Origin of the sequence: Sphingomonas faeni, assembly GCF_040407505.1 — a bacterium.
Lineage (GTDB): Bacteria > Pseudomonadota > Alphaproteobacteria > Sphingomonadales > Sphingomonadaceae > Sphingomonas > Sphingomonas faeni_E.
This window is the reverse complement of sequence record NZ_JAPZPQ010000008.1, coordinates 94636-117563: the sequence shown is the minus strand read 5'-3', so window position 1 is coordinate 117563 and position 22928 is coordinate 94636. Positions and strand designations below refer to the sequence as shown.

Annotated in this window: 18 protein-coding genes; 6 read left to right on the top strand and 12 right to left on the bottom strand. The window is 62.6% G+C overall.

What is annotated here, in order from left to right:
* The first annotated feature begins 465 nt into the window (after nt 1-465).
* Nucleotides 466-2235 (top strand): restriction endonuclease, encoded by a 1770-nt coding sequence (locus O6X71_RS18850; protein ID WP_353467219.1) that lies wholly within the window; start codon nt 466-468, stop codon nt 2233-2235.
* A 430-nt stretch (nt 2236-2665) separates the two neighbouring features.
* On the opposite strand, the gene bktB is transcribed toward O6X71_RS18850, so the two are convergent.
* The 11 genes from bktB to O6X71_RS18795 all read right to left on the bottom strand — a co-directional run bounded on the left by bktB (nt 2666) and on the right by O6X71_RS18795 (nt 16527).
* The gene (gene bktB, locus O6X71_RS18845; protein ID WP_056025036.1) at nt 2666-3844 is read right to left on the bottom strand and encodes a beta-ketothiolase BktB; all 1179 of its coding nucleotides are present in this window, start codon (nt 3842-3844) and stop codon (nt 2666-2668) included.
* 20 nt (nt 3845-3864) lie between these two features.
* Nucleotides 3865-6453, bottom strand: coding sequence for a TonB-dependent receptor (locus O6X71_RS18840; RefSeq protein ID WP_353467218.1), 2589 nt, complete (start codon nt 6451-6453; stop codon nt 3865-3867).
* A gap of 324 nt (nt 6454-6777) precedes the next feature.
* Nucleotides 6778-7569 carry a cyclase family protein gene (locus O6X71_RS18835; protein WP_056025042.1) on the bottom strand — a complete coding sequence of 264 codons (792 nt, stop codon included), beginning with the start codon at nt 7567-7569 and terminating at the stop codon, nt 6778-6780.
* A 2-nt stretch (nt 7570-7571) separates the two neighbouring features.
* Entirely contained in the window at nt 7572-8498 is a 927-nt protein-coding gene (locus tag O6X71_RS18830; protein ID WP_333992996.1) for a 3-keto-5-aminohexanoate cleavage protein, read from the bottom strand.
* 1 nt (nt 8499) lies between these two features.
* Entirely contained in the window at nt 8500-9306 is an 807-nt protein-coding gene (locus O6X71_RS18825; RefSeq protein ID WP_162235500.1) for an ester cyclase, read from the bottom strand.
* The gene (locus tag O6X71_RS18820) at nt 9303-10823 is read right to left on the bottom strand and encodes an AMP-binding protein (protein WP_353467217.1); all 1521 of its coding nucleotides are present in this window, start codon (nt 10821-10823) and stop codon (nt 9303-9305) included. Before O6X71_RS18820 ends, O6X71_RS18825 begins: the two co-directional genes overlap by 4 nt.
* 10 nt (nt 10824-10833) lie before the next feature.
* Nucleotides 10834-12015: an acyl-CoA dehydrogenase family protein gene (locus tag O6X71_RS18815; protein ID WP_082445142.1), complete on the bottom strand. Its 1182-nt coding sequence runs from the start codon at nt 12013-12015 to the stop codon at nt 10834-10836.
* 31 nt (nt 12016-12046) lie between these two features.
* Nucleotides 12047-12892 (bottom strand): 3-hydroxyacyl-CoA dehydrogenase family protein, encoded by an 846-nt coding sequence (locus O6X71_RS18810; RefSeq protein WP_056025057.1) that lies wholly within the window; start codon nt 12890-12892, stop codon nt 12047-12049.
* A 42-nt stretch (nt 12893-12934) separates the two neighbouring features.
* Entirely contained in the window at nt 12935-13693 is a 759-nt protein-coding gene (locus tag O6X71_RS18805; protein ID WP_353467216.1) for a crotonase/enoyl-CoA hydratase family protein, read from the bottom strand.
* Nucleotides 13690-15624, bottom strand: coding sequence for a flavin-containing monooxygenase (locus O6X71_RS18800; RefSeq protein ID WP_353467215.1), 1935 nt, complete (start codon nt 15622-15624; stop codon nt 13690-13692). Before O6X71_RS18800 ends, O6X71_RS18805 begins: the two co-directional genes overlap by 4 nt.
* Nucleotides 15625-15705: 81 nt before the next feature.
* Nucleotides 15706-16527: an alpha/beta hydrolase gene (locus O6X71_RS18795; protein WP_162235501.1), complete on the bottom strand. Its 822-nt coding sequence runs from the start codon at nt 16525-16527 to the stop codon at nt 15706-15708.
* Nucleotides 16528-16716: 189 nt separating this feature from the next.
* Here O6X71_RS18795 and O6X71_RS18790 point away from each other — a divergent pair, with 189 nt between their 5' ends.
* Nucleotides 16717-17397 carry a TetR/AcrR family transcriptional regulator gene (locus tag O6X71_RS18790; RefSeq protein WP_056025063.1) on the top strand — a complete coding sequence of 227 codons (681 nt, stop codon included), beginning with the start codon at nt 16717-16719 and terminating at the stop codon, nt 17395-17397.
* A 327-nt stretch (nt 17398-17724) separates the two neighbouring features.
* Here O6X71_RS18790 and O6X71_RS18785 read toward each other — a convergent pair whose 3' ends face one another.
* Nucleotides 17725-18639, bottom strand: a complete 915-nt coding sequence (locus tag O6X71_RS18785; protein WP_353467232.1) for a serine hydrolase domain-containing protein — start codon at nt 18637-18639, stop codon at nt 17725-17727.
* Nucleotides 18640-19051: 412 nt separating this feature from the next.
* On the opposite strand from O6X71_RS18785, the gene O6X71_RS18780 reads away from it, so the two are divergent.
* The 4 genes from O6X71_RS18780 to O6X71_RS18765 all read left to right on the top strand — a co-directional run bounded on the left by O6X71_RS18780 (nt 19052) and on the right by O6X71_RS18765 (nt 22861).
* On the top strand, nt 19052-19855 hold the full coding sequence (locus O6X71_RS18780; RefSeq protein ID WP_353467214.1) for a helix-turn-helix transcriptional regulator: 804 nt from the start codon (nt 19052-19054) through the stop codon (nt 19853-19855).
* Nucleotides 19856-19918: 63 nt separating this feature from the next.
* Complete coding sequence (locus O6X71_RS18775) at nt 19919-21178, top strand: S41 family peptidase (RefSeq protein WP_353467213.1); 1260 nt, start codon at nt 19919-19921, stop codon at nt 21176-21178.
* On the top strand, nt 21175-22284 hold the full coding sequence (locus O6X71_RS18770; protein WP_353467212.1) for a DUF5694 domain-containing protein: 1110 nt from the start codon (nt 21175-21177) through the stop codon (nt 22282-22284). Before O6X71_RS18775 ends, O6X71_RS18770 begins: the two co-directional genes overlap by 4 nt.
* Before the next feature lie 235 nt (nt 22285-22519).
* The gene (locus O6X71_RS18765) at nt 22520-22861 is read left to right on the top strand and encodes a hypothetical protein (RefSeq protein ID WP_353467211.1); all 342 of its coding nucleotides are present in this window, start codon (nt 22520-22522) and stop codon (nt 22859-22861) included.
* The last annotated feature ends 67 nt before the right edge of the window (nt 22862-22928 follow it).

The window sequence follows — 22928 nt, the reverse complement described above, 5'->3', positions numbered from 1 at the left end:
ACTTCGGAGATTATAGCAGAGGGCTCGTTTGCGCGTATTTAGGTGAAACTACCGAACCTGAACGGATGTCTGGTTGCGGGCGCCAGCTCAAGCCCTCGGAGCGTCCGCAAGTGGGTCTCACTGCGGGAGGGGGCCAGGTGAGTAGCTGCCAAAAGGCCAGACCGCCTCGTCGATGCTCTCGGGAAAAGTGATGGGCCGGTGGCGTGCTGCCGACCACCACCTGCTCGACCAACTGCAGATGCGGCTGGCCGATCGATCATCAGGCAACGCATCGTCAGTCTGCTGTGAGGCTGACTCACGGTGAGCAACACGGCAAGCACCGAGATAACTTAGGGGCAGCGTAGCGTGGGGGCCGACCGAAATGAACGGCCTTTCCGCTCATTAATTGCGAGCCGACTTGCCGCCGACCGCGCGTCGTGCTCGACTCTCAAGGACAGCGCGGAGACGCCGAGGGGAACTGCCGAAATGACCGACATCACATTGCATTCGCCGAACCTAGATAAGCTCGAAATCGGCAATCTCAGCGCCAAGTTTAGCGCGCGCGGCGACCGGATCCTGCGTTACTATATCGACATTCGGCACAAGACGATGAACCTGCACCGCGAGCTTGGTGCGCCGGAGCTGTTCATTCTTCAGAGCAAAGTTGACGCCCTGTTAGCCGACTGGGACGAGAAGCTGGTCGCGTTCGAGACGAAAAGGCTTTTCCAGACCGGCAAGGGCGCGGCCGACGACATGACCGCCGATGCCATCCGCGACCAGGAACGCATAAGCCGCATCCTCGCTCACACACTGACCATCGATGACGCCATTGACTGGGAGACGCTGAACGACCGCAGCCAATACCCGATGCCGTCCCGCTTCCCGGAACCGCAGCCTACCACAGTACCCCGCCCGGAACCCGCCTACGAGGCGTTGCAGATCGGCCTGCTTGATCGGTTGCTCGGCAAGCGCCGCCATCTCGAGGGGCAGGCCGAGACGCGCAACGCCCGCGCCGGCGAGGAGTGGCGGCGGTCGGAAATGGAGCGCGAGGCGCTGCACGCGGTCGCGATGACGAACTGGGAAGCGCGGGAGGCCGCTTTCTGGGCCGAGCACCATGGCGCCAAGGCCGAGCACCTGTCCGCGCAGGCCGCTTCCCACTCCAAGGTCGACGCGCTGCGCGACGCGGTCGCCGACCGCGATCCCGATGCTGTCATCGAACACGCATCGCTGGTGTTGGAGAACTCGGACTACGGTGGCCTGTTCGAGAAGTCCTATGAGGTTCAATATCGGCCGGACGACCGCCTGCTGCTGCTGGCCTACGACCTTCCCGCCCCAGACCGGCTGCCGCAAACGAAGTCGGTTAAATTCGTGAAGGCCACCGGCGAGCTGGTCGAGACGAAGATCGCCGAGCGCGACCGCAAGGCCAACTTCGACAGCGCCTGCCACCAGATATGCCTCAGAACCATCCACGAGCTCTTCGAGGCCGACGTCGACGGCAATGTCGATGCGGTTCTTTTCAACGGCATGGTCGAGTCCGTGGATCCGGCCACCGGGCTCCAGCGGCGATCATGCATCCTGTCGGTCCTCGCCAAGCGCGACGAATTCTGCCGCATCGACCTCGCCCGCGTCGATCCCAAGGCGTGCTTCAAGGCGCTCAAGGGCGTCTCTGCCGCCAGCCTCTCCGCGCTCGCGCCCGTCCCACCTGTCATTGAGATGGACCGCGAGGACCGCCGCTTCATCGAAGCCCGCGAGGTCGGCTCCACCCTCAGCCAGGGGACCAATCTCGCCTCCATATCGTGGGATGACTTCGAGCACCTCGTCCGCGAGCTGTTCGAGAAGGAATTTCTGAGCCGCGGCGGCGAGGTGAAGGTCACCCAGTCCTCCAGCGACGGCGGCGTCGACGCCATCGCCTTCGACCCCGACCCGATCAGCGGCGGCAAGATCGTCATCCAGGCCAAGCGCTACACCCGCACGGTTGGCGTCGCCGCGGTCCGCGACCTCTACGGCACGGTGATGAACGAGGGCGCGTCGCGCGGCATCTTGGTCACCACCTCCGATTATGGCCCCGACGCCTACCGCTTCGCCAGCGACAAGCCGCTGGCACTGCTTAACGGCGCTAACCTGCTGCACCTGCTTGAGAAGCACGGCTATCAGGCCAGCATCGACGTTGCCGGCGCACGCGCCGCGCGGTTTCAAAGAGGTAGCCGGCCGATGGGCGCGGCGAAGGACGACCGATCACACCAGCACCATGCCTGAACACTTCAACGGCGGTCCTTCACAAACCAGCTGTGAAGCAACGTGGGTCCTGCTTCAGCCGATGAACGAACGGCCGTAGCTGGGAGACGAAAAATGCGGCTTGAGTGTCGTCTTGTGGGTCAAAACGAAGCTTCGATACTAACGTATCGGCAACAAGGTTCTCAAACGCTTTGAAAAGCTCATTCTACTCTAAAATGACGATAGCGATAGACCGAAGCCGGCGGGGAAGCAGATAAGTAAAGATCGGGGGACAATTTAGGCGCAGTGGTTGCGAAATATTCATGATATGGTGAAGCTGGGACGAAAGATTGCGTTCAAAGTCAATGATATCAGAACTAGCGGCACTTCCGCATCTTGCGTTGTCGATAGCGTTCGCTCGTTGCCGCTCACAAAACAGAATGATTCTGCCCCACGGAAACCACGAATCCTTTCAACCGCGTTCGACGATCATCGCTATACCCTGCCCCCCGCCTATGCACATTGTCACGAGAGCGTAGCGGCCGCCGTTGCGGGCAAGTTCGTAGAGAGCCTTCACCGTCAGGATAGCCCCCGTCGCACCGACCGGATGGCCGAGCGATATACCCGATCCGTTCGGATTCACCTTGTCGGGGTCGAACCCAAGCGTTCGCGATACCGCACAGGCCTGTGCTGCAAAGGCTTCGTTGGACTCGATCACGTCGATCTGGTGAAGCGTCAGACCAGCGCGTTCGAGTGCAATCGGTACCGCCTGAATAGGCCCCAACCCCATGTGGCTGGGCGCAACGCCGGCATGACCCCAACCGAGAATCTTGCCGAGCGGCGTCAGGCCGCGCGCCTCCACCGCAGATGCCGACGCTAAAATCACGGCTGCGGCACCGTCGTTGATCCCCGACGCGTTGCCTGCCGTCACCGTGCCGGCCTTCTGAAAGGCAGGGCGTAAACTCGCCATCGAGTCGGCATTCGCGTCGCCGCGGACGTGTTCGTCGACCGCGAATTCGCGTGTGCCGCGACCTTGTTTGACGGTGATCGGCAGGATCTGGTCGTCGAACCGTCCTTCGGATTGCGCCTGCGCCGCCCGCCGGTGGCTCTCGACCGCGGCGGCATCCTGATCGACCCGCGAGACGTCGTGATCGCGCGCGATGTTTTCCGCAGTGATGCCCATGTGATAGCCGTCGATCGGATCGCTCAGGACCGCGATCATCGCATCAACCATCTGCACGTCGCCCATCTTCTGGCCGAACCGAACCGCGGGCACGTGGTGAGGCGACCGGCTCATTACCTCTGCACCGCCGGCTGCCGCGATCTCGACCTCGTCGAGTGCGATCATCTGCGCGGCCGAGATGATCGCTTGTAGGCCCGATCCGCATAGCCGGTTGAGTGTCAGGGCAGGGGCGCGGTCGGGAACCCCAGCCTTGAGCGCCGCGACCCGCGCCAGATACGCGTCTTGCGGTATCGTCTGGATCACCTGACCCATCACGACATGCTCGATATCGTTCGGCGTCAACCCGGCTCGCCGCACTGCTTCGGCGAGGACGCTCGCGCCCAGGTCCGCGGGCGCGTGATCCTTCAGGCTGCCCCCGAAATCACCGATCGCGGTCCGTACGCCCGACACGATATACACTGGCTTCACGCTCGACTCTCCGACGTTGTTCAATATTTGAAGCTTGCCTGCAGCAGGACTTCCCGGCCGCGCGCCACGACTCCGCGCTGCTCGCCCTGCGTGAGTGGAATGCTAGTGCCGCCGGTGCGATCACCCGCAAACAGCAGATAGTACTTGTTCGTCAGATTGCGACCAATCAGTGACATCTGCCACCGGCCGTCGGTCGGCCCGACGCGGGCGCTCGCGTTGAACCGCCAGAAGTCGTTCTGCTTGGAGGCGGGCGCAAAGGAGTCGCTCGCGAAGTATGCGGAGTTATAGAAGGTATCGCCGGTCACCCCGACTTCGAAATCATTGCTGGCCGGGATGGTCAGCTCGAAGCCTGCATTGCCGGTCAGGTTGGGCGAACGCGCTGGGGCTCGGCCGTCGAGCACCTGTTGCAGGATTGGCGTCCCTGCCGCGGTCAAAGTCCGCGTACCCGTCGCGTTGGTCACAAACGAACATCCGGACGGTGCAGCGGCGGTAAGCGCAACGGCCGCTGGAATCGTGTAGCCGTAGCACTGGCCGGTGTAATCGCGGAACCGGTTGTGCACGTATGCAACCGCGGCATGCAGTCGCAGCATCCGTGTGGCGTCGAAATTGGCCTCAAGCTCGCCACCACGCTGGCGTACCTGTCCGGCGTTGCTGATCTGGAATCGTATCGTGCTGGCGTCGTATTGCGTGACCTGCAGATTGCTAAAGTTGTATGCGAAGGCTGATGCAGTCAGTCGCAGCCGCCGGTCAAACAGCTCACCCTTGGCGCCCGCCTCAAAGCCTTTCACTGTTTCCGAATCGAAGTCGATGTCGGCGAGCGTCGTGTTGGTCTGGATCGGGCTGGTGATCCCGAACCCGCCCGATTTGAAACCGGTCTTGTAGGCGATGTACAGCGTCGAATTGGCCACCGGATGGTAGGACAACGTCGCCTCGGGCGAAATGTTGTCATCCTTGAAGGTCCCGGCGAGGATACCGGGAGTCTGGTCGGTCGAACTTGCGAACACGGTTGCGGCAGTATTAAACCGGCCTAGCGCCGAGTTTATGCCATAAAGGTTCTGGTTCCGCGTCTTCTTCTTCTCCGACGTGTAACGTGCGCCTGCGGCAAGTTCGAGCTTAGGCACAATCAGCCAAGTTGCCTGGCCGAACACCGAATAGGTGCGGCCGGTCAGGTACGCGTCCTTCTCGTACGTCTCGATCCTATCGTTGAGCGGATTGTAGCTGATGTCGGCGCGAAAATTGGTGTCGTTGTACAGTTCGTCGCGGGTGTCGCCGTAATACGCGCCGACGAGGAAGTTGACCGGCCCGTCAAGCTTGGTCAGCAAGCGGAATTCCTGGCTAAAGCTAGCGTAGCTGGTGTCTTCGTACGTGGTCAGCGCGTTGTCGACGGTGTGCGTCAGGCCCGATACGCTGCGATACCGGTTGTAGATTCGGCCGGTCAGTGACGACAGGTTGAAGTCGTCGGTATCGTATTTAAGCACCAGCGACGCCGTGTACGCCTTATTCAGCCCGCGCGAGCGGTTGTCACCATCTAGCGCGGGAATGCGGTTGGCGATCGCGGGGACGATGTTGCTGAAGCTGGTCTGGTTGTCGGCGCGGCAATCGCCGAACGGATCGGCGACCCCGAACGACCTTGGCCGGTCGCCCGTGCACGGACCGATATTCTGTGAGAACGAGCCGCCGCCCTGATCATGCGCGATCAGCCCGAACAGTTTTGCGCTTGCCGAAAATGCACTGGTCGGATTGTACTCGAGCGTCACGCGACCCATCGTCTCGTCGTCCCCGACCCTGCGACCCGGTGCGCCGGGTAGCGTTCCGGTCGACGCGGGCAGTGCGGCCGGAAAGAACGGGTTCGGCGCGACTTGCGCGTTGTTGTAGAGCCAGCCCTTCGCATCACGGTGCTTGATCGCCACGCGGCCGCCAAGTGTCTCGGTGATCGGGCCGGAGACATGCGCTTCGCCCGACACTTCGTCGGCGACGAATTCATAACCGACGCGTCCGCCGACCTCGAAGCGATCGGTCGGTCCTGCGGTGGTGATCGAGATGACGCCGGCCGGGCTGTTCTTACCAAAGAACAGCGCCTGCGGGCCCTTCAGCACTTCGACCTGCTGGATGTCAAAGAATCCGAGTGTCGCAACGCGCCCGGAGGACGACTGGATGCCGTCGATCGCAACCGAGACGGGCTGTTCATACCCAACCTGCGTCGGCGGCGAGCTGATCCCGCGGATCGCGATCGAACCGCCACCGATCGTGCGATAATTGCTGACGATCACGGTTGGGGTTAGTTCGCCGATCTTGGTAAGGTCGGTGGCGTTGTATTTGTTGATTTCTGCGGCCGACAGCACGGACACGGCGACGGGCACGTCGAGCAACCCTTCCTTCCGGAGACGCGCGGTGACAACGATGTCTGCGTCGCTGGCGACCGGGGCGGCATCCGTGGCCTGCTCAAGCGGCGTGGGGTTGCCTGGCGGGACGGCGACTGAAGCGGCGGGGGGGACCGGCGTGCCCTGGGCGGGTGCGAGCTGCGCGAGCGCGGTCCCCGCTATCAATGCTGAAGAACAGACGGCGGCAAGCGCGCCGATCCGGACCGAACGATATGAACGCACCTTCATGCCATCCTCCTCCTGTGTCGCGGTATGATTATCCGGCCGACCTCCAGTTTTGGATGGTCTGCCGAAGCCGCTGTGGTGGTCGGTGAGGGAAACTCCCCCCCCGACATGTCGAAAGCTAGGCGCGCCTTCCGTCGACTGTCAACAGAAACGTTGACAATAACTTGGGTGATCGGTTGGAGGCGTAATTACGCAACATCAAACAGGTCGTGCTGACAAACAGAAGCGCGCGTTACACTTTTTCAGCGGCTCGTTCTGCCTTCCGAGGAGTCGGGGACAGAGCAGTTAATCCACGCAGGCGTTGACGATATCTGCAACCCAAGCGGCTCAGGAATCGAGTATCGCCACCGCGCGTGTCCATCCGCCCGATGCCGCACGAATCTTTACGGGGAAGCAGGCGATCGTGAACCCGGTTGCCGGCAGGCTCTCCAAGTTGTGCAATTTCTCGATATGGCAGTAGCCGATGTCGCGCCCGGCCTTGTGACCCTCCCAGATCAGTCCTGCGTCACCGCTCTTCGCATATTCAGCCGCGGTATGGACGAACGGCGCGTCCCAACTCCAGCCGTCGGTGCCGGTCACGCGCACGCCGCGCTCCGTCAGGTACAGCGTCGCGTCGCGTCCCATGCCACAGCCCGAAGCGACATAATCGTCGTATCCGAACCGGTCGCCCGCGCTGGTGTTGACGACGACGATCTCCAGCGGGGACAGCGTATGTCCGATCCGCGCCAGTTCCGCCTCGACGTCCTCAGCGGTCGCAACGTAGCCGTCGGAGAAATGCCGAAAGTCGAGTTTGACGCCGGGCTGGAAGCACCAATCGAGCGGTACCTCGTCGATCGTGATCGCGCGCTTGCCGCCATCTCCAATCTTGGCATCCATGGTGGACGCATAGTGATACGGCGCATCGAGGTGCGTTCCATTGTGCGTGGTGAGCGCAACGCGTTCGATTGCCCAGGCCTCGCCGTCGGGAAGGTCGTTTGCTGCCAAACCCGGAAAAAAGCCGAGCAACCCCGGGACCGACGCCTTGTGATCGATGTATTCTATACTCGGGCCGTAGCCGGGCGGATCGGAGATCACGTCGTTTTCGAGGAACACCGATAGGTCGATGATCGTGCGTGCCATGCTCAGAACTCCACCCGGTCGCCACCCTTGAGGCCGAGCATCGCGCGCGCCTCGCTCGGCGTGGCAGGTTCATGCCCCATCTCGTGCAGAATGCGGACGATCTTCGCTACCTGCTGCGCGTTCGAGACCGCCAGTTCGCCGCGTTCAATGAAGAGGCTGTCCTCCAGCCCGACGCGGACATGCCCACCCATCAGCGCGGCCTGGGTCAGGAACGGCATCTGGTGCCTGCCCGCCGCCAGCACCGACCATTGATACGAGTCGCGCCCAAACAGCCGGTCCGCAGTCGCCTTCATGAACATCAGATTTTCGAGATCGGGACCTATCCCGCCCAGAATGCCGAAGATCATCTGGATGAAGAACGGCGGCTCGACGATCCCCGCAGCGACGAAATGCGCGAGGTTGTAGAGGTGGCCGACGTCGTAGCATTCATGCTCGAACTTGGTGCCGCCCTCGCGCATCGTCGTAATGATCCGGTCGATGTCGCGGAAGGTGTTGCGGAAGATATAGTCGTCGGAGTTGAGGACATAGTCCTTTTCCCACGCGTGCTTCCAGTCGGTGATCCGCCGCCCCGCGCCGTGGAACGCGAAGTTGATGCTGCCCATGTTGAGCGAGCACATCTCCGGCTTGAAGCGCGTCGCCGCCGCCAGCCGATCGTCGAGCGGCATCGTCGCCGAGCCACCCGTGGTCAGGTTGACGACCGCATCGGTACGCTGGCGGATCACCGGCAGGAATTGCGCGTAGACGTCCGGATCGCCGGTCGGCTGTCCCGTCTCGGGCACGCGCGCATGGAGATGCAGGATCGCAGCGCCCGCCTCTGCGGCAGCTATCGCCTGGTTGGCGATTTCCTCGGGCGTGATCGGCAGCGCGTCCGACATGCTCGGCGTATGCGCGCCGCCCGTCACCGCGCACGTGATGATGATCTTGGCCATGTTACCCTTTCCGCTCGCGTTGCAGGGCGAGCAGATGACGATGGAGCCCGAGCCGGTCGCCGGATACCTGCGCGCGTGAAACCGTGCCGTCGGCCACGTCGATAATCGCCGCCAGTCTGAGGATGACCGGTTCTCCGACCAATGCCCGGTCGATGTCGACGAACCCGCCCGCATAGCGTCCGTGGCTTTCGACATGCGCGGCCGCGCGGGGGCCGGCGGTGAACATGTGGGAGATCGTCAGCGTATCGATCTCGACCAACGCTGCAAAGTCCGGTCCGTCGACTAGCACGGGCTCGACTGCGGCAGCCCTTAACATTCCAGGCAACCAATCGCGCACAATCGCCTCGGTTGCGGGATCGGGCGGCAGTACCGGCTGATCCCACGGCGCGAGGGCAGGGGCGGCAACCGCGTCGGGCAGGCCGCTCTTCAACTGACGCTTGCGGGCGAAGTAATCCTCCTCCGCCCAGCCATGCGACAACCGCTCGCCAGCTAGACGGAATACCGTGATCCCGCGCCATGCTGCGACGCGACCGTCGTCGCGCACCGATGCGCCGTGCTCGGTAAAGCGCATCGCCACACCGTCGACGCCGAGGATCGTGTCGTGGACCGTTACCGTCAGTCCCGGAAACTGATCGAGTTGTGCCGCGGTCGCGGGAAGATACTGGTCGTCGCGCCCGTCGAACACGTGTCCACCGATCGACAGCTTATAGGCCGGGTCCATCACCCATTCGACAGCTTGCGGATCGTGCGAGGTCAAAAAATCGACTGCGAACCCGCGTAATGCGCGTGCCTGGGGGGACAACGTCATGCCACAATTTCCGACCGCGCGCGGTCGAGCGTGCGCAGATCCTTTTTCAGTATTTTCCCGGACGCGTTCTGCGGCAGTGCACCGACGAAGCGAACCGAGGTCGGGCATTTGTAATGCGCCAGATGCTCGCGCGTGTAGGCGATCATCGCCGCCTCGTCCGGGTCTGCACCGATCCGCGGCACCACGTACGCCCTCGGGGTCTCGCCCCATTTTGCGTGCGGCACGCCGATCACAGCGACCTGGCCGACATCCGGATGCGCGCCAAGGACGTTCTCGATCTCGGTCGGATAAACGTTCTCTCCACCTGACACGATCATGTCCTTGTAGCGATCGTGGATGAAGACGAACCCTTCGCCGTCGCAATAGGCGGCATCGCCGGTCCTGAGCCAGCCATCGGGCGTGACGGCCGCAGCCGTCTCGGCGGGTTTCCGCCAATAGCCGATCATCACCATCCCCGACCGGATCCGGACCTCGCCGACCTCGCCGGGTGCGACGCGCACCTCGGTGTCCGGATCAACCAGTTGCAACTCGACCCACGGCAAGGGCCGGCCGCACGATCGCAACCGCTCGGGCGTCGGGCCATCGGGATCATGCTCGTGCGGCGGCAGGCTTATGACGGTCCCGGCGGTCTCGGTCGCGCCATAGGCATGGCTGAACTCGCAGCCGAACAGCGCGATCGCGCGGCGCAGCAACGGTTCGCCGATCGGGGCCGCACCGTAAAGAATGCGTTGCAGTCTCTGCGGCGCAATGCCGCCTGTGTCGACATGGTCGACCAGCCTTTGCACCACGGTCGGGACGAAGAATGTGTGCGTCACCCCGTGCCGGTCGATCGTCGCCGCCACACTGGCCGGGTCGAGCTTTTCGAGCAGCACGGTATGCCCGCCCTGACTGAGCGCCATCATGCCGTAGCCGATCCCGCCGATATGGAAGAGCGGCATCGCCACCAGATTGACGCTGTCAGCGGTGAACGCCCATACCTCGCGTGCCATCCGCTCGACATAAGACAGGTTGGTCTGGCTGATCAGTACGCCTTTCGGCACGCCCGTGGTCCCCGACGTATAGAGGAGCAGGGTAGCCGCATCGGGATCGACCATGATCTTCGGTGGCACATCGGACGCTGCGTCGCGCAACGCATCGAGCGCCGTCAGATCGATCGTCTCGACCGCTACGCCGGTAAGGCGATCGGCCAGTACATCCTGCACCAGCACCAGCTGTGGTTCGCCATCCGCAATGATCGCCGCGATCTCGCCCGCCGCCAGTCGCCAGTTCAGCGGCATCATGATCGCTCCGATCTTCGCGCATGCGTAGGCAAGCTCGTAGAACACGCACGCCGCATGCGACAGCAGCGCCACCCGGCCCCCCGCACCCACGCCGCGCTCGCGCAGCACGTTGGCCAGCTGCGTACTGCGTCGATCGATATCCGCGAACGTCAGCAGCTCGTCGTCAAACGCGAGGCACTTCGCGTCCGGTGTCTCGGCCGCGAAATGCTGCATCAGCGTCAGCAGGGTCGGTTGCATCGTTCGCTCCTTAGTAGCTTTTCGGCAGGCCAAGGCTGTGTTGCGCAACGTGGTTCAGGATCATCTCGCGACTGACGGGCGCGGTCTTGTGCAACCGGGCGATGAACCACAGGTCGGCAAGCCCGTACTCGTAGCTCAGCCCATTGCCGCCATGCGTCTGGATCGCCTGGTCGAGTGCCTTCAGCGACGCCTCGGCGCCGGCGAACTTTGCCATGTTCGCGGCTTCGGCAGCATCCTCGCCCTGGTCGTACAGCTGCGCTGCACGCGCATTCAGCAGACGCGCCGCCTGGACGTTGATATACGCCTCGGCGAGGGGGTGCGCGACGCCCTGGTGCTGGCCGATCGGTGTCTTCCACACGCTGCGATCGCGCGCGTACTGCGCCGCCTTGTCGAGCGCAAACCGCGAAATGCCGTTGTTGATCGCCGCTGCTGCTACCCGCTCAGGGTTCAGTCCGACGAACACCTGTTTCAGGCCCGCACCGCGCGTGCCGATCAGCATCGATGCGTCGAGCTGGATGTCGTCGTAAAAGGTCGTGAACTGCTTCTCGGGCGTCATCACCGCGGCATCGATCGGCTGGTAGCTGAGCCCCGGTGCGCTGGTCGGCAGCAGGAACAGCGACAGTGCTGAGCGCCCGTCGCCCGTCTCCATCTCCGGATCGCGGGCGACGATCATTACCGCGTCCGACACGTCGATTCCCGACGTCCAGTATTTAGAGCCGTTGAGGACGAACCCGTCGCCGTTGGACACGATACCAGTCTTCACCTTGTGCGTGTTGGAGCCCGCATCCGGCTCGGTGATCGCGAAGCAGATCTTCTTGGTACCGTTGGCGATGCCCGGCAGCCATTCGGCCTTCATCTCGGGCGAACCATGCGCAGCGATGATCGGCGCCGTGATCGAATTGATGACCAGCGAAAGCAACGGGCATCCCTGCGCAGCACACTCCTCGATCACGACGTTATAGTCGCCGATCCCGCCGCCGCTGCCGCCATGCTCTTCTGAGATGTGCACGCCGAGAAACCCGGCCTCGCCCAGCGCACGCCAGAGTTCGACCGGTTCTTCACCGCTCTTGACGCATTGCTGATAATATTTGCGGCCGAACTTGCCGACCAGCTTGGCGACGCTTTCGCGCAGTTCGCGGTGGTGATCGGCGGTGTCGACTAGGGGGGAGAAGAACATTGGTTGAGCGGACATGCGGTGCGTTCCTTGTGGATCTTATGGAATGTCAGGCAGGCCAGTCGAAGAAACCGTGCCCAGATTTTGCGCCGAGCCGGCCCTCGGCGACCATTTTCGCAAGCATAGCTGGCGGTGCGAAGCGTGGCCCGTGCGCTGCCTCCAGCGCGCGTGCGACCTCCAGCCGAACGTCGAGGCCGACGATATCGCTCAGCCGCAACGGGCCGACCGGGTGGCGATAGGCGAGCACTGCGGCGCGATCGATATCGTCCGCGCTGGCGACGCCGTCCTCGAGCATCCGTATCGCTTCCAGAGACGCCGCGAAGTCGAGCCGGCTGGTCGCGAACCCCGGTACGTCGCGCACCGTGATTGTCTCTTTGCCGATCGCCTTGCCGAATGTACGGGCCTGCGCGAGCGCGTCCGAAGAGGTGGCGGCGCCCTGCACGATCTCGAGAAGCTTGATTGACCAGACCGGATTGAAGAAATGCAGCCCGAGGAACGTCGACGGATCCCGTACGCTTTCCGCCAGCACGTCGATCGACATCGCGCTGGTGTTGGTGGCGAGTAACTGGGGGGACCTGGCGGACGCGCTAGAGAGGACGTCACGCTTGAGATCCAGCCGCTCGGGTACGGATTCGACGATCAGCGCCAGGCCTTCGGGAATTGCCTTCATCGTCTCGACGCGAACGACGCGGGCGGCGGTAGCTTCGGCTGCATCGGCGTCCAACTTGCCACGCGACACTGCCCCCGCCAGCGTGGTCTCGACCGTTCGCGCCATAATCGCAGCGCGCGTCGCGTCTGGTTCGACGACGTGGACCCTTCGTCCGGCCAACGCTGCAACATAGGCGATACCCACGCCCATCGTGCCGCCGCCGATCACTGCGATATCGTCCGTCACGTCACATCCTCTCTTCCGTTGCAGCGGATTTGCGATTGTGGGTCATTCGCCGAGCCAGACCGGCGCGCGTTTGTCCGCAAAGGCCCGCGCGCCCTCTTGCGCATCGGCGGAAGCGAGCACGGTCTCGACCATGTCGCGTTGCAGGTCCCACCGTCGATCAAGCGGCCAGTCGGGCGACGCGGCCATGATCTGCTTGCTCGCCATCACCGACAGCGGTGCGTTCGCGGCAATCTCGTTCGCCAGCGCCAGAGCGGCTTCCAGCGCACTACCGGGCAGCGCGAGCCGGTTAACCAAGCCCCAGCGGTGTGCAGTGGCGGCGTCCATTCGCGCGCCGGTCAGCGCATATTCGAGCGCGATCGCTGGCGGGATGCGCTCGCGTAGCCGCACCAGCCCGCCCGATCCCGCGACCAGCCCACGCGAGACCTCCGGCAACCCGAACATCGCGGTATCGCCTGCGACGATCAGGTCGCACGCGAGCGCCAACTCGCACCCTCCCGCCAGCGCGTAGCCTTCGACGGCAGCGATCAATGGTTTTGCGGGCGGTTTTTCGGTGACGCCGGCAAACCCGCGACCTTCGAGTTCCGGTCGTTCGCCGTCTACGAACGCCTTCAGGTCCATTCCCGAACAGAAATTTCCGCCCATGCCGGTGACGATTCCAACGCGTAACGTCGGATCCGCATCCAGCACGTCGAGCGCCTCGGCCAGAGCGAGCGAAACGGCGCGGTTGACCGCGTTGCGCTGCGCCGGCCGATCGATCGTCATCACCATCACCGCGGCGCGGCGTTCGACCACCACGCTCATGCTGACACCCGTTCACGGGTCACGTGGTAGTCGTCTAGGTCTGCGGTATCGGTCATCCGCCACATGTCGAGGATGCGGAACGGGTTGTTGACGACGATCCGCCCCTTTGAATTGCGGACATAGCCATCGACGCCGGGATAGGTCCAGACGAGCCCGGCATGCGTCTCGTCGACCTTTGCGTTGTACGCGTCGTGGACATCCTGCCGCACATCGATCGTCGCGATCCCCTTTGCGAACATCTGGCGGAGCAAGGACATGACGTAGTGCATCTGCCGTTCGAGCACCGAGATCAGGCTTCCGCCATGCCCGTATTGCGTGTTCGGTCCGTACAGGCAGAAGAAGTTCGGGTAGCCCGGCACCGTTGTCCCGAGATACGCGCGCGCATCGTCGCCATCCCAGTCGCCATGCAGGTCGCGTCCGTCCAAGCCGACGACGCGCATCGGTGCCAGCAGGTTGACCACGTCGAACCCGGTCGCCCAGATGATCGCATCCGCCTCATGTGTCGTCCCGTCGCTGGTCACGATGGCGTGCGGCAGGACCTCGGTCACTGCACCGTTGACGTACTCGACATGCGGTTGGGCGAGCATCCGGTACCAGCCATTGTCGAGCAGCATGCGCTTGCCGAACGGAGGGTAAGACGGGATCATGTCGGGCAGCAGGTCCTGCCGCTCGCCCAGTTGCGCCGTCATATAAGCGGTCAGCCCGCGACGGTGGGAGTCGTTGATCGCGTTGATCGATTTGCCTTGGCCGTCCCAGTCAGGATCTTGCCGTAACGCCTCATACTGTTTGTCGTTGAACGCCCAGCTCAGTCGCAATCGGTACCAGAGCCGGTACAGCGGCATCGTCTGCATCAGATGCTGCAACGCTTCTGGGATCGCCTGCTTGAACTTCGGGAACGGCGCGACCCATTGAGGCGTACGGTTTACCACCGTCAACGACACGACACTGTCGACGATTGCCGGCCCGACTTGCATCGCGCTCGCGCCGTTGCCGACCAGCACGACCTTCTTGCCGGCGAGCTCGATCCCGTCCTCAGGGTAGCGTGCGGTATGCACGCTCGGCCCTTCGAACCGGTCCATTCCGGGAATGTCGGGCAATCGCGGCTTGTTGAACGCGCCCACGCCACTGAGGATCATGCTCGCGGTCAGCGTTTCCGAATTGCCATCGGCATCGATCACGTCGGCTTGCCACTCACCCGCGTCTGCATCCCAGCGCGCCTCGGTCACTTCAAGACCAAAGCGGATATGGCGGCGGATGTCGAAGCGGTCGGCGACATCCTGCAGATACGCGTGAATCTCACGACTTCCCGCGAAATAACGCGACCATTCATAGGGCGCATAGGAGAAGGAATAGAGGTGGCTCGGCACGTCGCAAGCTGCGCCCGGATAGCGGTTCTCGAACCAGACGCCTCCGAGGTCGGGTCGCCGCTCGAGGATGGTGTAAGGGATACCAGCCGCAGCGAATTGTACCGCGGCGCACATTCCCGAAATGCCGGCGCCGATGATCAGCGCGCGAAACCCCGGAGGCGGCGCTATATCCTGAGCGCCGTCGATTGCAGGCTGTCCCTCGGTTAGTTGAAGCTCATGCCTGATCATCGCTGCGTAGCTCGCGGGGATAGTCTCACCCAACGACACGCTCATCATCTCGACCAGCAACGCATCATCCGGATTGGCGAGGGCAGGAGGGCGTCCCTCGAACCACGCCGCGAACGCCGTCGTCGCTGCGGCTCGAATCTCGTCCTGTAGCGCGCCAGGCAGCCCGCCATCGTCGTTATCGTCCAGCCCACGCGTACGGGTCGGCACGAACCGGCCCTCGATCCATTCCCGGTCCCCGGTCAACTGCACCAGCACGCAGGCTAGCGTCGGAATGTTCGCCTGCGCGATGGCCTCTGCAAGCCAGAGGGGGGCATCCTGTCCAATTCTGTCGGCCATCGGCTCTATCTTCATTGGTGTCGCGCCGCGACGGAGCGGCATGGCACAGGGCAGGACAGGAATATGCGCACAGCCTCTTCCTCAGTCAACACTGTTGTTGACGAAAAGTTTGCGACTCATCTCGGTTATCGCGCGGTCGGCCATCGGCGTTAGCATCGGCAGACTTGCAAAGCCGTGGATCATCCCTTCGTAGCGCGTCATCGTCACCACCCCGCCGCTGGTACGAATTGCCGCGCCAAGCGCCTCGCCTTCGTCACGCAAGGGGTCGAAGGCCGCTGTGATGATGTGGGTCGGCGGCAAGCTGGCGAGATCTGCGCGCAGCAGGTCGACGTCGGCCGCCAACGAACCGGCATCGCCCAGATAGGACGCCCAGGCCCAACGCATCCAATCACGCGTCAGCATGTGATCGGCCCCCAGCGTTCGCCAGGACTCGGTCTCGCACGCCGGAGCGACCACGGGATAGAACAGGCCAAGCGCGTCTATGCGGATACCTTGGCGGGCCGCGTACAATGCGGTCATGGCAGCAAGATAGCCGCCCGCGCTGTCGCCACATACCGCCAGCTTCCCGATGTCACCTGGCTCGATGCCCGCCACTCGTTGCAGGGCAGAGCGGCAATCATCGCATGCGGCGGGAAAGGGGGCTTCGGGGGCAAGTCGATACTCGACGGCGACTACCGATGCACCGCTTGCTGCAGCCAGTGAGCGACACAGTGCGTCGTGGGTGTCGAGCGATCCAACAACGAAGCCACCGCCGTGGAAGAACAGGATCGTTCCGTGTGTTTGCGCAGTGGGGCGATAGATGCGGCGTCGGATGGCCTCGGTCTCGTCGGATCGAACCGACCAGATTGCGGGCCCTGCGACCGCCGCCATTGGCCGGTCGAGCCTTTGCCGATAATCCTTCATCGAGAGGCTTGGGGGCGGGGGGCGCAACGTTACCCTTGGATCGGCGAGCAGGGATACGAAAGTGGGATCTAGTTCGGTAGAAGCGCTCATATCAGAAGGATCACCTCTCACCGGCGCGATGTCAACGCTTGTGTTGATCCTGAGGCGGCGGTGTTTGATCTACCGCCCAGGCTGGTTCATGGAGCGACGATGGACGAAGATCATCAGGGCAAGCCCGAGGTACAGAGCGGCATCGGTCGCCGGCGCTCTGCGGCGCGTACCGATTCGAGTGCCTCCTACCAAACCAAGCGCAAGGAAATCGCGGAAGCCGCGGTGCGCGTCTTCAATCGCCTGGGGTTCGAACGGGCAAGCATTGCTGCGGTCGCTGAGGAGATGGGCGTCGACCGTGCCTCGCTCTATTATTATGTCTCCTCGAAAGAGGCGCTGTTCGACGAGGTGGTTCGCACCGTAGTCGAGCGAAATTGCGCGATCGCCAAGCAGATCGAAACGAGCGATCTCTCGCCCCGCCGCAAGCTTCGCGACCTGATCACGACGCTGATGACGTCGTATGGCGACCACTACCCGCTCTTCTATATCTACATTCGCGAGAATCTGGGTCATGTCAGCGACTCTCGCTCGGCGTGGTCGAACGACATGCGTGAGATCAATCGCCTGACGACGCAGAGCATGATTGCGATCATCGAGCAGGGTTATGCCGACAAGAGCCTACGCAACGTGGGCCCATCACGGATCGTGGCCAATGGCATATTCGGTGTGATCGGCTGGACTCACCGCTGGTTCCGGCCCGATACGAGCGATGTCAGCGCGGCAGATATCGGCCGTACTTACGCGGACATGATCTTGTCGGGATTGGAAGACCCTTATCGCTGACGGCTATCCGGACTATCCGTTGCGAAGAGCCATCATGGGGTCACGGAAGCGATAATCAATCTCGACGACGATCTTATAACGAGGCTCATTAAACTACATTTTGGCGATACGTGACTGTCCGCAATCCTCCCCATCACGACATTCGCGAGCGGATAGCCGGGCGTCAAAATCGGTCATTCGCAAGGTGAACCAGCGTCCGAAGTTGGGAAGTGAGGGAAGGGGCCTGAACGTCTGTTTGTGGGTCGTATCGACACAGGGCGTCGAGGACCCAAGGAGGAAACTGTTTGGAGGTGGGTTTTACCGGCGAGACAACCGCTTCTCAAATCATCATGTTGCTGGCGTTCTGCCGCGCAATGCTTCGATCAAGCGCGTTGTCGTAACCTCTCCCCGGTCGCCCCCGCAGTTCGTTACCGCGGCATAACCTCGACCGGCGTGACGTTGGATGATTGCAGTCGCGAACCAGAAGCTGTTCGAGCCATTGTGCGCGAGCGTGTCGGCTGGCGATAGGGTGGGGCCCTCTAAACTCCAGCCTCCGGCATAACCGAGGCCGGGTTGTGCTGGCGTAAGAAGATGAGCAAGCGTATCGGGGCGCACCAGCGGCGATCCGGTGCGCAGAAAGATACTCATAAACTGCGCGTAGCTTGCAGGCGCGATATGCACGCCGCCTGATGGCCAAAGGATGGCTGGATTGTCCGCCACTCCCGCCGGGTCAATTGATGTTATAGCGCCGTCGCTTATCATTCTGCCCCACGGGCCGTTTCGGGGCGGGGCGCCAAAGCCGACTTCTTCGATGCGTAGCGGTTCGAACAGCTCGCTGCGCATGATCTTTTCCCAACTCGTGTCAGTCGCTTCCTCCATAGCGGCTCCAACGAGAACGTAGTTGAGGTTTCCATACCGGTAAACGCCATGTGTCTCAGGCGGCGGTGCGGACAGAATGCGCTGTGCCAGCGCGCGCCGCTGGTCGCGCGGTGAGGCTGGATCGGCTCGTCGCGCGTCTAGCCAATCTCCATTGATGAAGCTGTCGGTGAGCCCCGCCGCATGGCTCAGCAGATCCTCAACCGTCAGGGTGCCCCATGCCGGATGCACGCTCAACGAGGGAAAGAGACCGGGGATTGTGGCGTTCCAGCGGCACCGCTGCTGTTCGACAAGCCGAGCGTACACGGCCGCGGTCATTGCCTTCGTGTTGGACCCGATATGCCAACGAAACGCTGGATTGAGGACGGCTCCGTTCTCTCCCTCCAACAAAAGCCCGGAGATCCCTGCGCGCGAGCATATGAGTCCAAACGCACCGTTGGTTGACCTGCCTTCTGCCCGGACGATACTCGGCAGGCAGGCGCATGCACTAGCAGCGAGTAGTTCACGTCGTCTCAGTCGCAAGATGAGCTCCCGGAGCTAGCCGCCCTATAGCGACGGTCGGTAACGGTCCTACCAGTGGCTCGTCCGGCCAGCAAATATCGACACACGACGGCTGACGTTTGATGAAGAGCCAGGTGGGCTGTACATCCTCAAGAGCGATATTCCTGGCGTCAACGAAGCTCGAAACATCCCGCGTCAACAGGTGTAAGCGCTTAAGCATCTTCATAGCCACAGCCTGCATGCGAAATCGTCTCCGGGCAGTCTCGCCTCGATGGTCGTGTTCCGTTACCGTCATGCTATGACAATACGCGACGAGCCGGATAGAGCGCAGTTCTGGCGGCCGCGTTTCCTGCCCGGTGTCGAGCTTGTTTCCGTTGCCTATCGCGACCGCAGCTTCCCCGAGCACAGCCACGCAGAATATGTTATTGGGGCGGTGAGCGAAGGCGCGGAAGCTCTCAAAGTCGAGGGTGTGGCACACCACGTTTCCGCCGGTGCCGTCTTGCGACTTCATCCTGAGCAGACGCATGCGAATGCGACGATCGGTTCAGGAATACTGCGTTACAACGTGCTGTATCTGCCCGCTGCAGTGATCGCGCCCTATGCTGATCATGGAGCGCGGCTCACTTTTGCGGCGCCTGTCACAAACGATCCCGCGATTTATGAGGCGGTACAGCAGGCTCATGCATTGCTCGCTGCCGACACCGGGCGGCTCGAGCAGGAAAGTGCCTTAGCGGCGATCACGCGTACATTGGGGGCAGGGCAGGTGCGCCCGGTGCGTGCCAATGCAACCATAGCTGCGGCAATCGCACTCGCTCGAGATTACATCGATCGGCATTACTCGGAAGGCTTCGGGCTCGAGACATTGTCCGCTCTGACGGGGCTCAGCGTGTTCCACCTCGTGCGCAGTTTCAAGAAGGCGATAGGCTTGAGCCCTCTGGCCTATCGAAATCAGAAGCGCATCTTCGCTGCTCGAGCCATGTTGCTCGATGGTGAATCGATCGCTCACGTTGCATTGTCCGTCGGCTATGCGGATCAGAGCCATCTAACCCGACAGTTTCAGCGTATCGTGGGCTTGCCGCCAGGCCGCTACGCACAGCAATAACGTTCAAGCCGCAGCCGCAGAGTCGGCTAATTAGCACCGGTCATATTCAACGGGATCCGGCGCATGCAACACCTCCTCGATCGTCGTTTCCTTCTCGGTCGCGGAGCGGCCCTGGCAGCGGCCAGTGTTCTGCCCTTGTCGGCACTCACTGCGGCCGAGCCCGACCGCGACGTCACCTATGTCGAGGACTTCGACGAACTCTGGCGAACGCTTGGGGAGCGCTATTGCTATTTCGGCGAGAAGCGGACGGACTGGGTTGCGGTCCGCCGGATGTATCGAACGCAGGCACTGGCAGCTCAGTCCCTCGATGATTTTGTCGTGGTTGCAGGAAAAGTCATCGGCGAGCTGTATGACGCTCACACGCATCTCAGCGATCCGCCAGCGGACGCGCTGCGGGGCCCATATTTCGATATGTGGATCGATCCCGGCCGAGACGGTGCCGCTCTCATCACCAGCGTCCGAGACAGCTCTGCTGCGGCCGATGTCGGCGTCAGTCCCGGAGAGACGGTGATCGCAGTCGACGGCCGCCCGGTTCAGAACATCGCCGCGACGTTGATGCCCCGCTGTTTGTCCCGTCCGGATCCGGCAGCGACGGCCTTCGCGCTCAATGTCGCCGTCTCAGGCCAGCGAGGTCGCCCGCGCACCTTGGCGCTGCGCTCGGCCAGTGGGCAGGTTCGACAGTTCATGGTTCCGGTCAAGACACCCGTAAGCCTGGCGAACGTGGAGAGCCGGATGCTCGCCGGCAACATTGGTCTGATCGTGATCCGGAGCTTTGCCGATGACGCTGTGCTCGCAGCATTCGACGCCGCGCTGCTGCGTTTCAAGGATACTGCAGGCCTGATCATTGATGTGCGCGAGAATGGAGGTGGTGACACCGCGATCGCCCGCCCGATCATGGGACGCTTTATCAACGAAACGAGGCCTTACGCCCGTATGCGCCGTCGGGAGGGAAATGGGTTGAGTGCGCCGTGGACCGAGGTCGTCGAGCCGCGTGGCCCTTTCGTCTACCGCCAGCCGGTCGCGGTCCTGACCAGCCGCTGGAGCGCAAGTATGGCGGAGGGGTTCCCGATGGGGATGCGCGGGATCGGCCGCGCGATGATCATCGGCACACCGATGATGCGTGTCGGGGCCGCCGTGTTCCCGTTCAGGCTCGATCGAACAGGGCTGCAACTACAATATTCAGCCGAGCCGGTGTATGACGTTCACGACCAGCCGCGATGGTTGCTGGAACCAGACGTTCGTGTAGACGGCGGTGCAGATATCCTGGCGGCTGCGTTGGCCAAACTGGCGCAGGCGGCAGGACGACGGGACCTTCCGGCATGAAGCGTTACATCCTCTCACTCGCGATCTGCGCCGCGGGCGTCGCGCCATACTCGCCTGTGTGCGCTGGGCAGGCCTTCGATCCCAGGCGGGCGAAAGAACATTTGATCGCTCCCGCAACGCGGGTCATGGTGCTCGGAGTCTCGCACCTCGACAATGCGCCCGAAGCGTTCGACCCCGCATGGCTCGAGCCGGTCATGTGCCGCCTTCGTGCCTATGCGCCCGACGTTATCTTGACCGAGGCGATGTCAGGCGAACAGCTTGCCGCGATCGATGCCTACAAGGCGGTCCGCGGCGATGCCGGCAAATGGGCGGGACCAACGCTGGCGATCGCGCGTGATGCTCAGGCGACGTTGAAGATCAGCGCGGCGGACGCGCTGGCCCAGGCGAATACCCTTATGGCGCGGACCAAGCCGACAGCATCCGAGCGTCGCCGCCTTGCTGCCCTGTTCCTTGCAGCGGGGGAGCCATTTTCCGCAACGACGCAGTGGTTACAACTCGATCCCGCCGAGCGGCTTGCGCGCGATGGTGTCAGTGAGACGATGAAAACCAAGATTGAGCGGTTTGGCGTGGGTCGCGGCGAGATCGTCTCCATGGCCGTTGCTCTGGCTGTACGGCTCGGCCGTCCGCGCCTCTACGGGGCTGGCGACCATCTCAGCGATGTAGCGCTGCCCGACGATGAGGCCTTCGAAGAAGCTGTCAAAGCGTCGCCCGACGTGATCGCGCAGCTTAACAAGGCTACGCCCACGTTGAAGCCCTACAGCAGCAAGGCCTTGGCCATTGATGCCCCGGACCGCGTCATGCCTGTTTTCCGGGCGCTCAACTCCGCTCAATTTGGCCGACTGGATGCACAGGCGCAGTGGCTTACGTTGCAGCAGAGCTCCCCACTGGGAGCCCTGGGTCGCCAGCGTGTAGCGGCGTGGGAGGCGCAGAACCTGCGGATGGCAACGACCGTGCGCGAAGTGACCGCCGCGATCCCGGGCGGGAAGGCCCTGTTGATCGTGGGCGCTTCGCACAAGCCGTTCATCGAGGCGTACCTCCAAACGATGACCGATATCGAGGTTCTGTCCGTTCCCGCGTTGCTGGATCGCAGGCCGAGTGGGTGCTGACATCGATTTCGACATGAAAATGCAAATTCCGATGAGGAGAACACCGCCTGGTATGGATCGGTAAACTCGCTTCCGGTCCGAGGGCTTCGATCATCTAATCGCTGCGCGACGCATTGCCACCACAGGACGGCAACCTACCATCCAGCACACCTGCTTAAGCATTAGGCACGTGTCAAAGGGACTAGCTGACGGCGATAACGTGGCATATCGATGTGGCATATCGGAGGGACACACCGTGACGCCTAAGAAGCCAGTCAAGAAGAACGCCTCGATTGAGGTCCGGCTGTCCGATGAGGCGAAATCGGCTTTTATGGAGCGGTGCCGGGATCAGGGACGGACCGCGAGCGAAGCGATCCGTCTGTTCATTGACGATCAAATGGAGGTGCGAAACGCGCCTTCCCGACTTCCCCTTCGCTTCGGGCGCGTCGTGATCGCCGGACTCGTTGGCACGATCTTTGGGCTCGGAGTCGCCGCACCATCGATCGCTCGGTCGACCGCTGAAACTGGGATCGTTTTCCAGCAGCTTGATCGCAATCACGATGGCGTCATCGACCGCCGCGAGTTCGACGCCAGATAACGGCAAATCTCAGACTACGACCGTGTTCGTGCCGTCCGGACACGAATGTCGTGTCGTCCGGACAGGG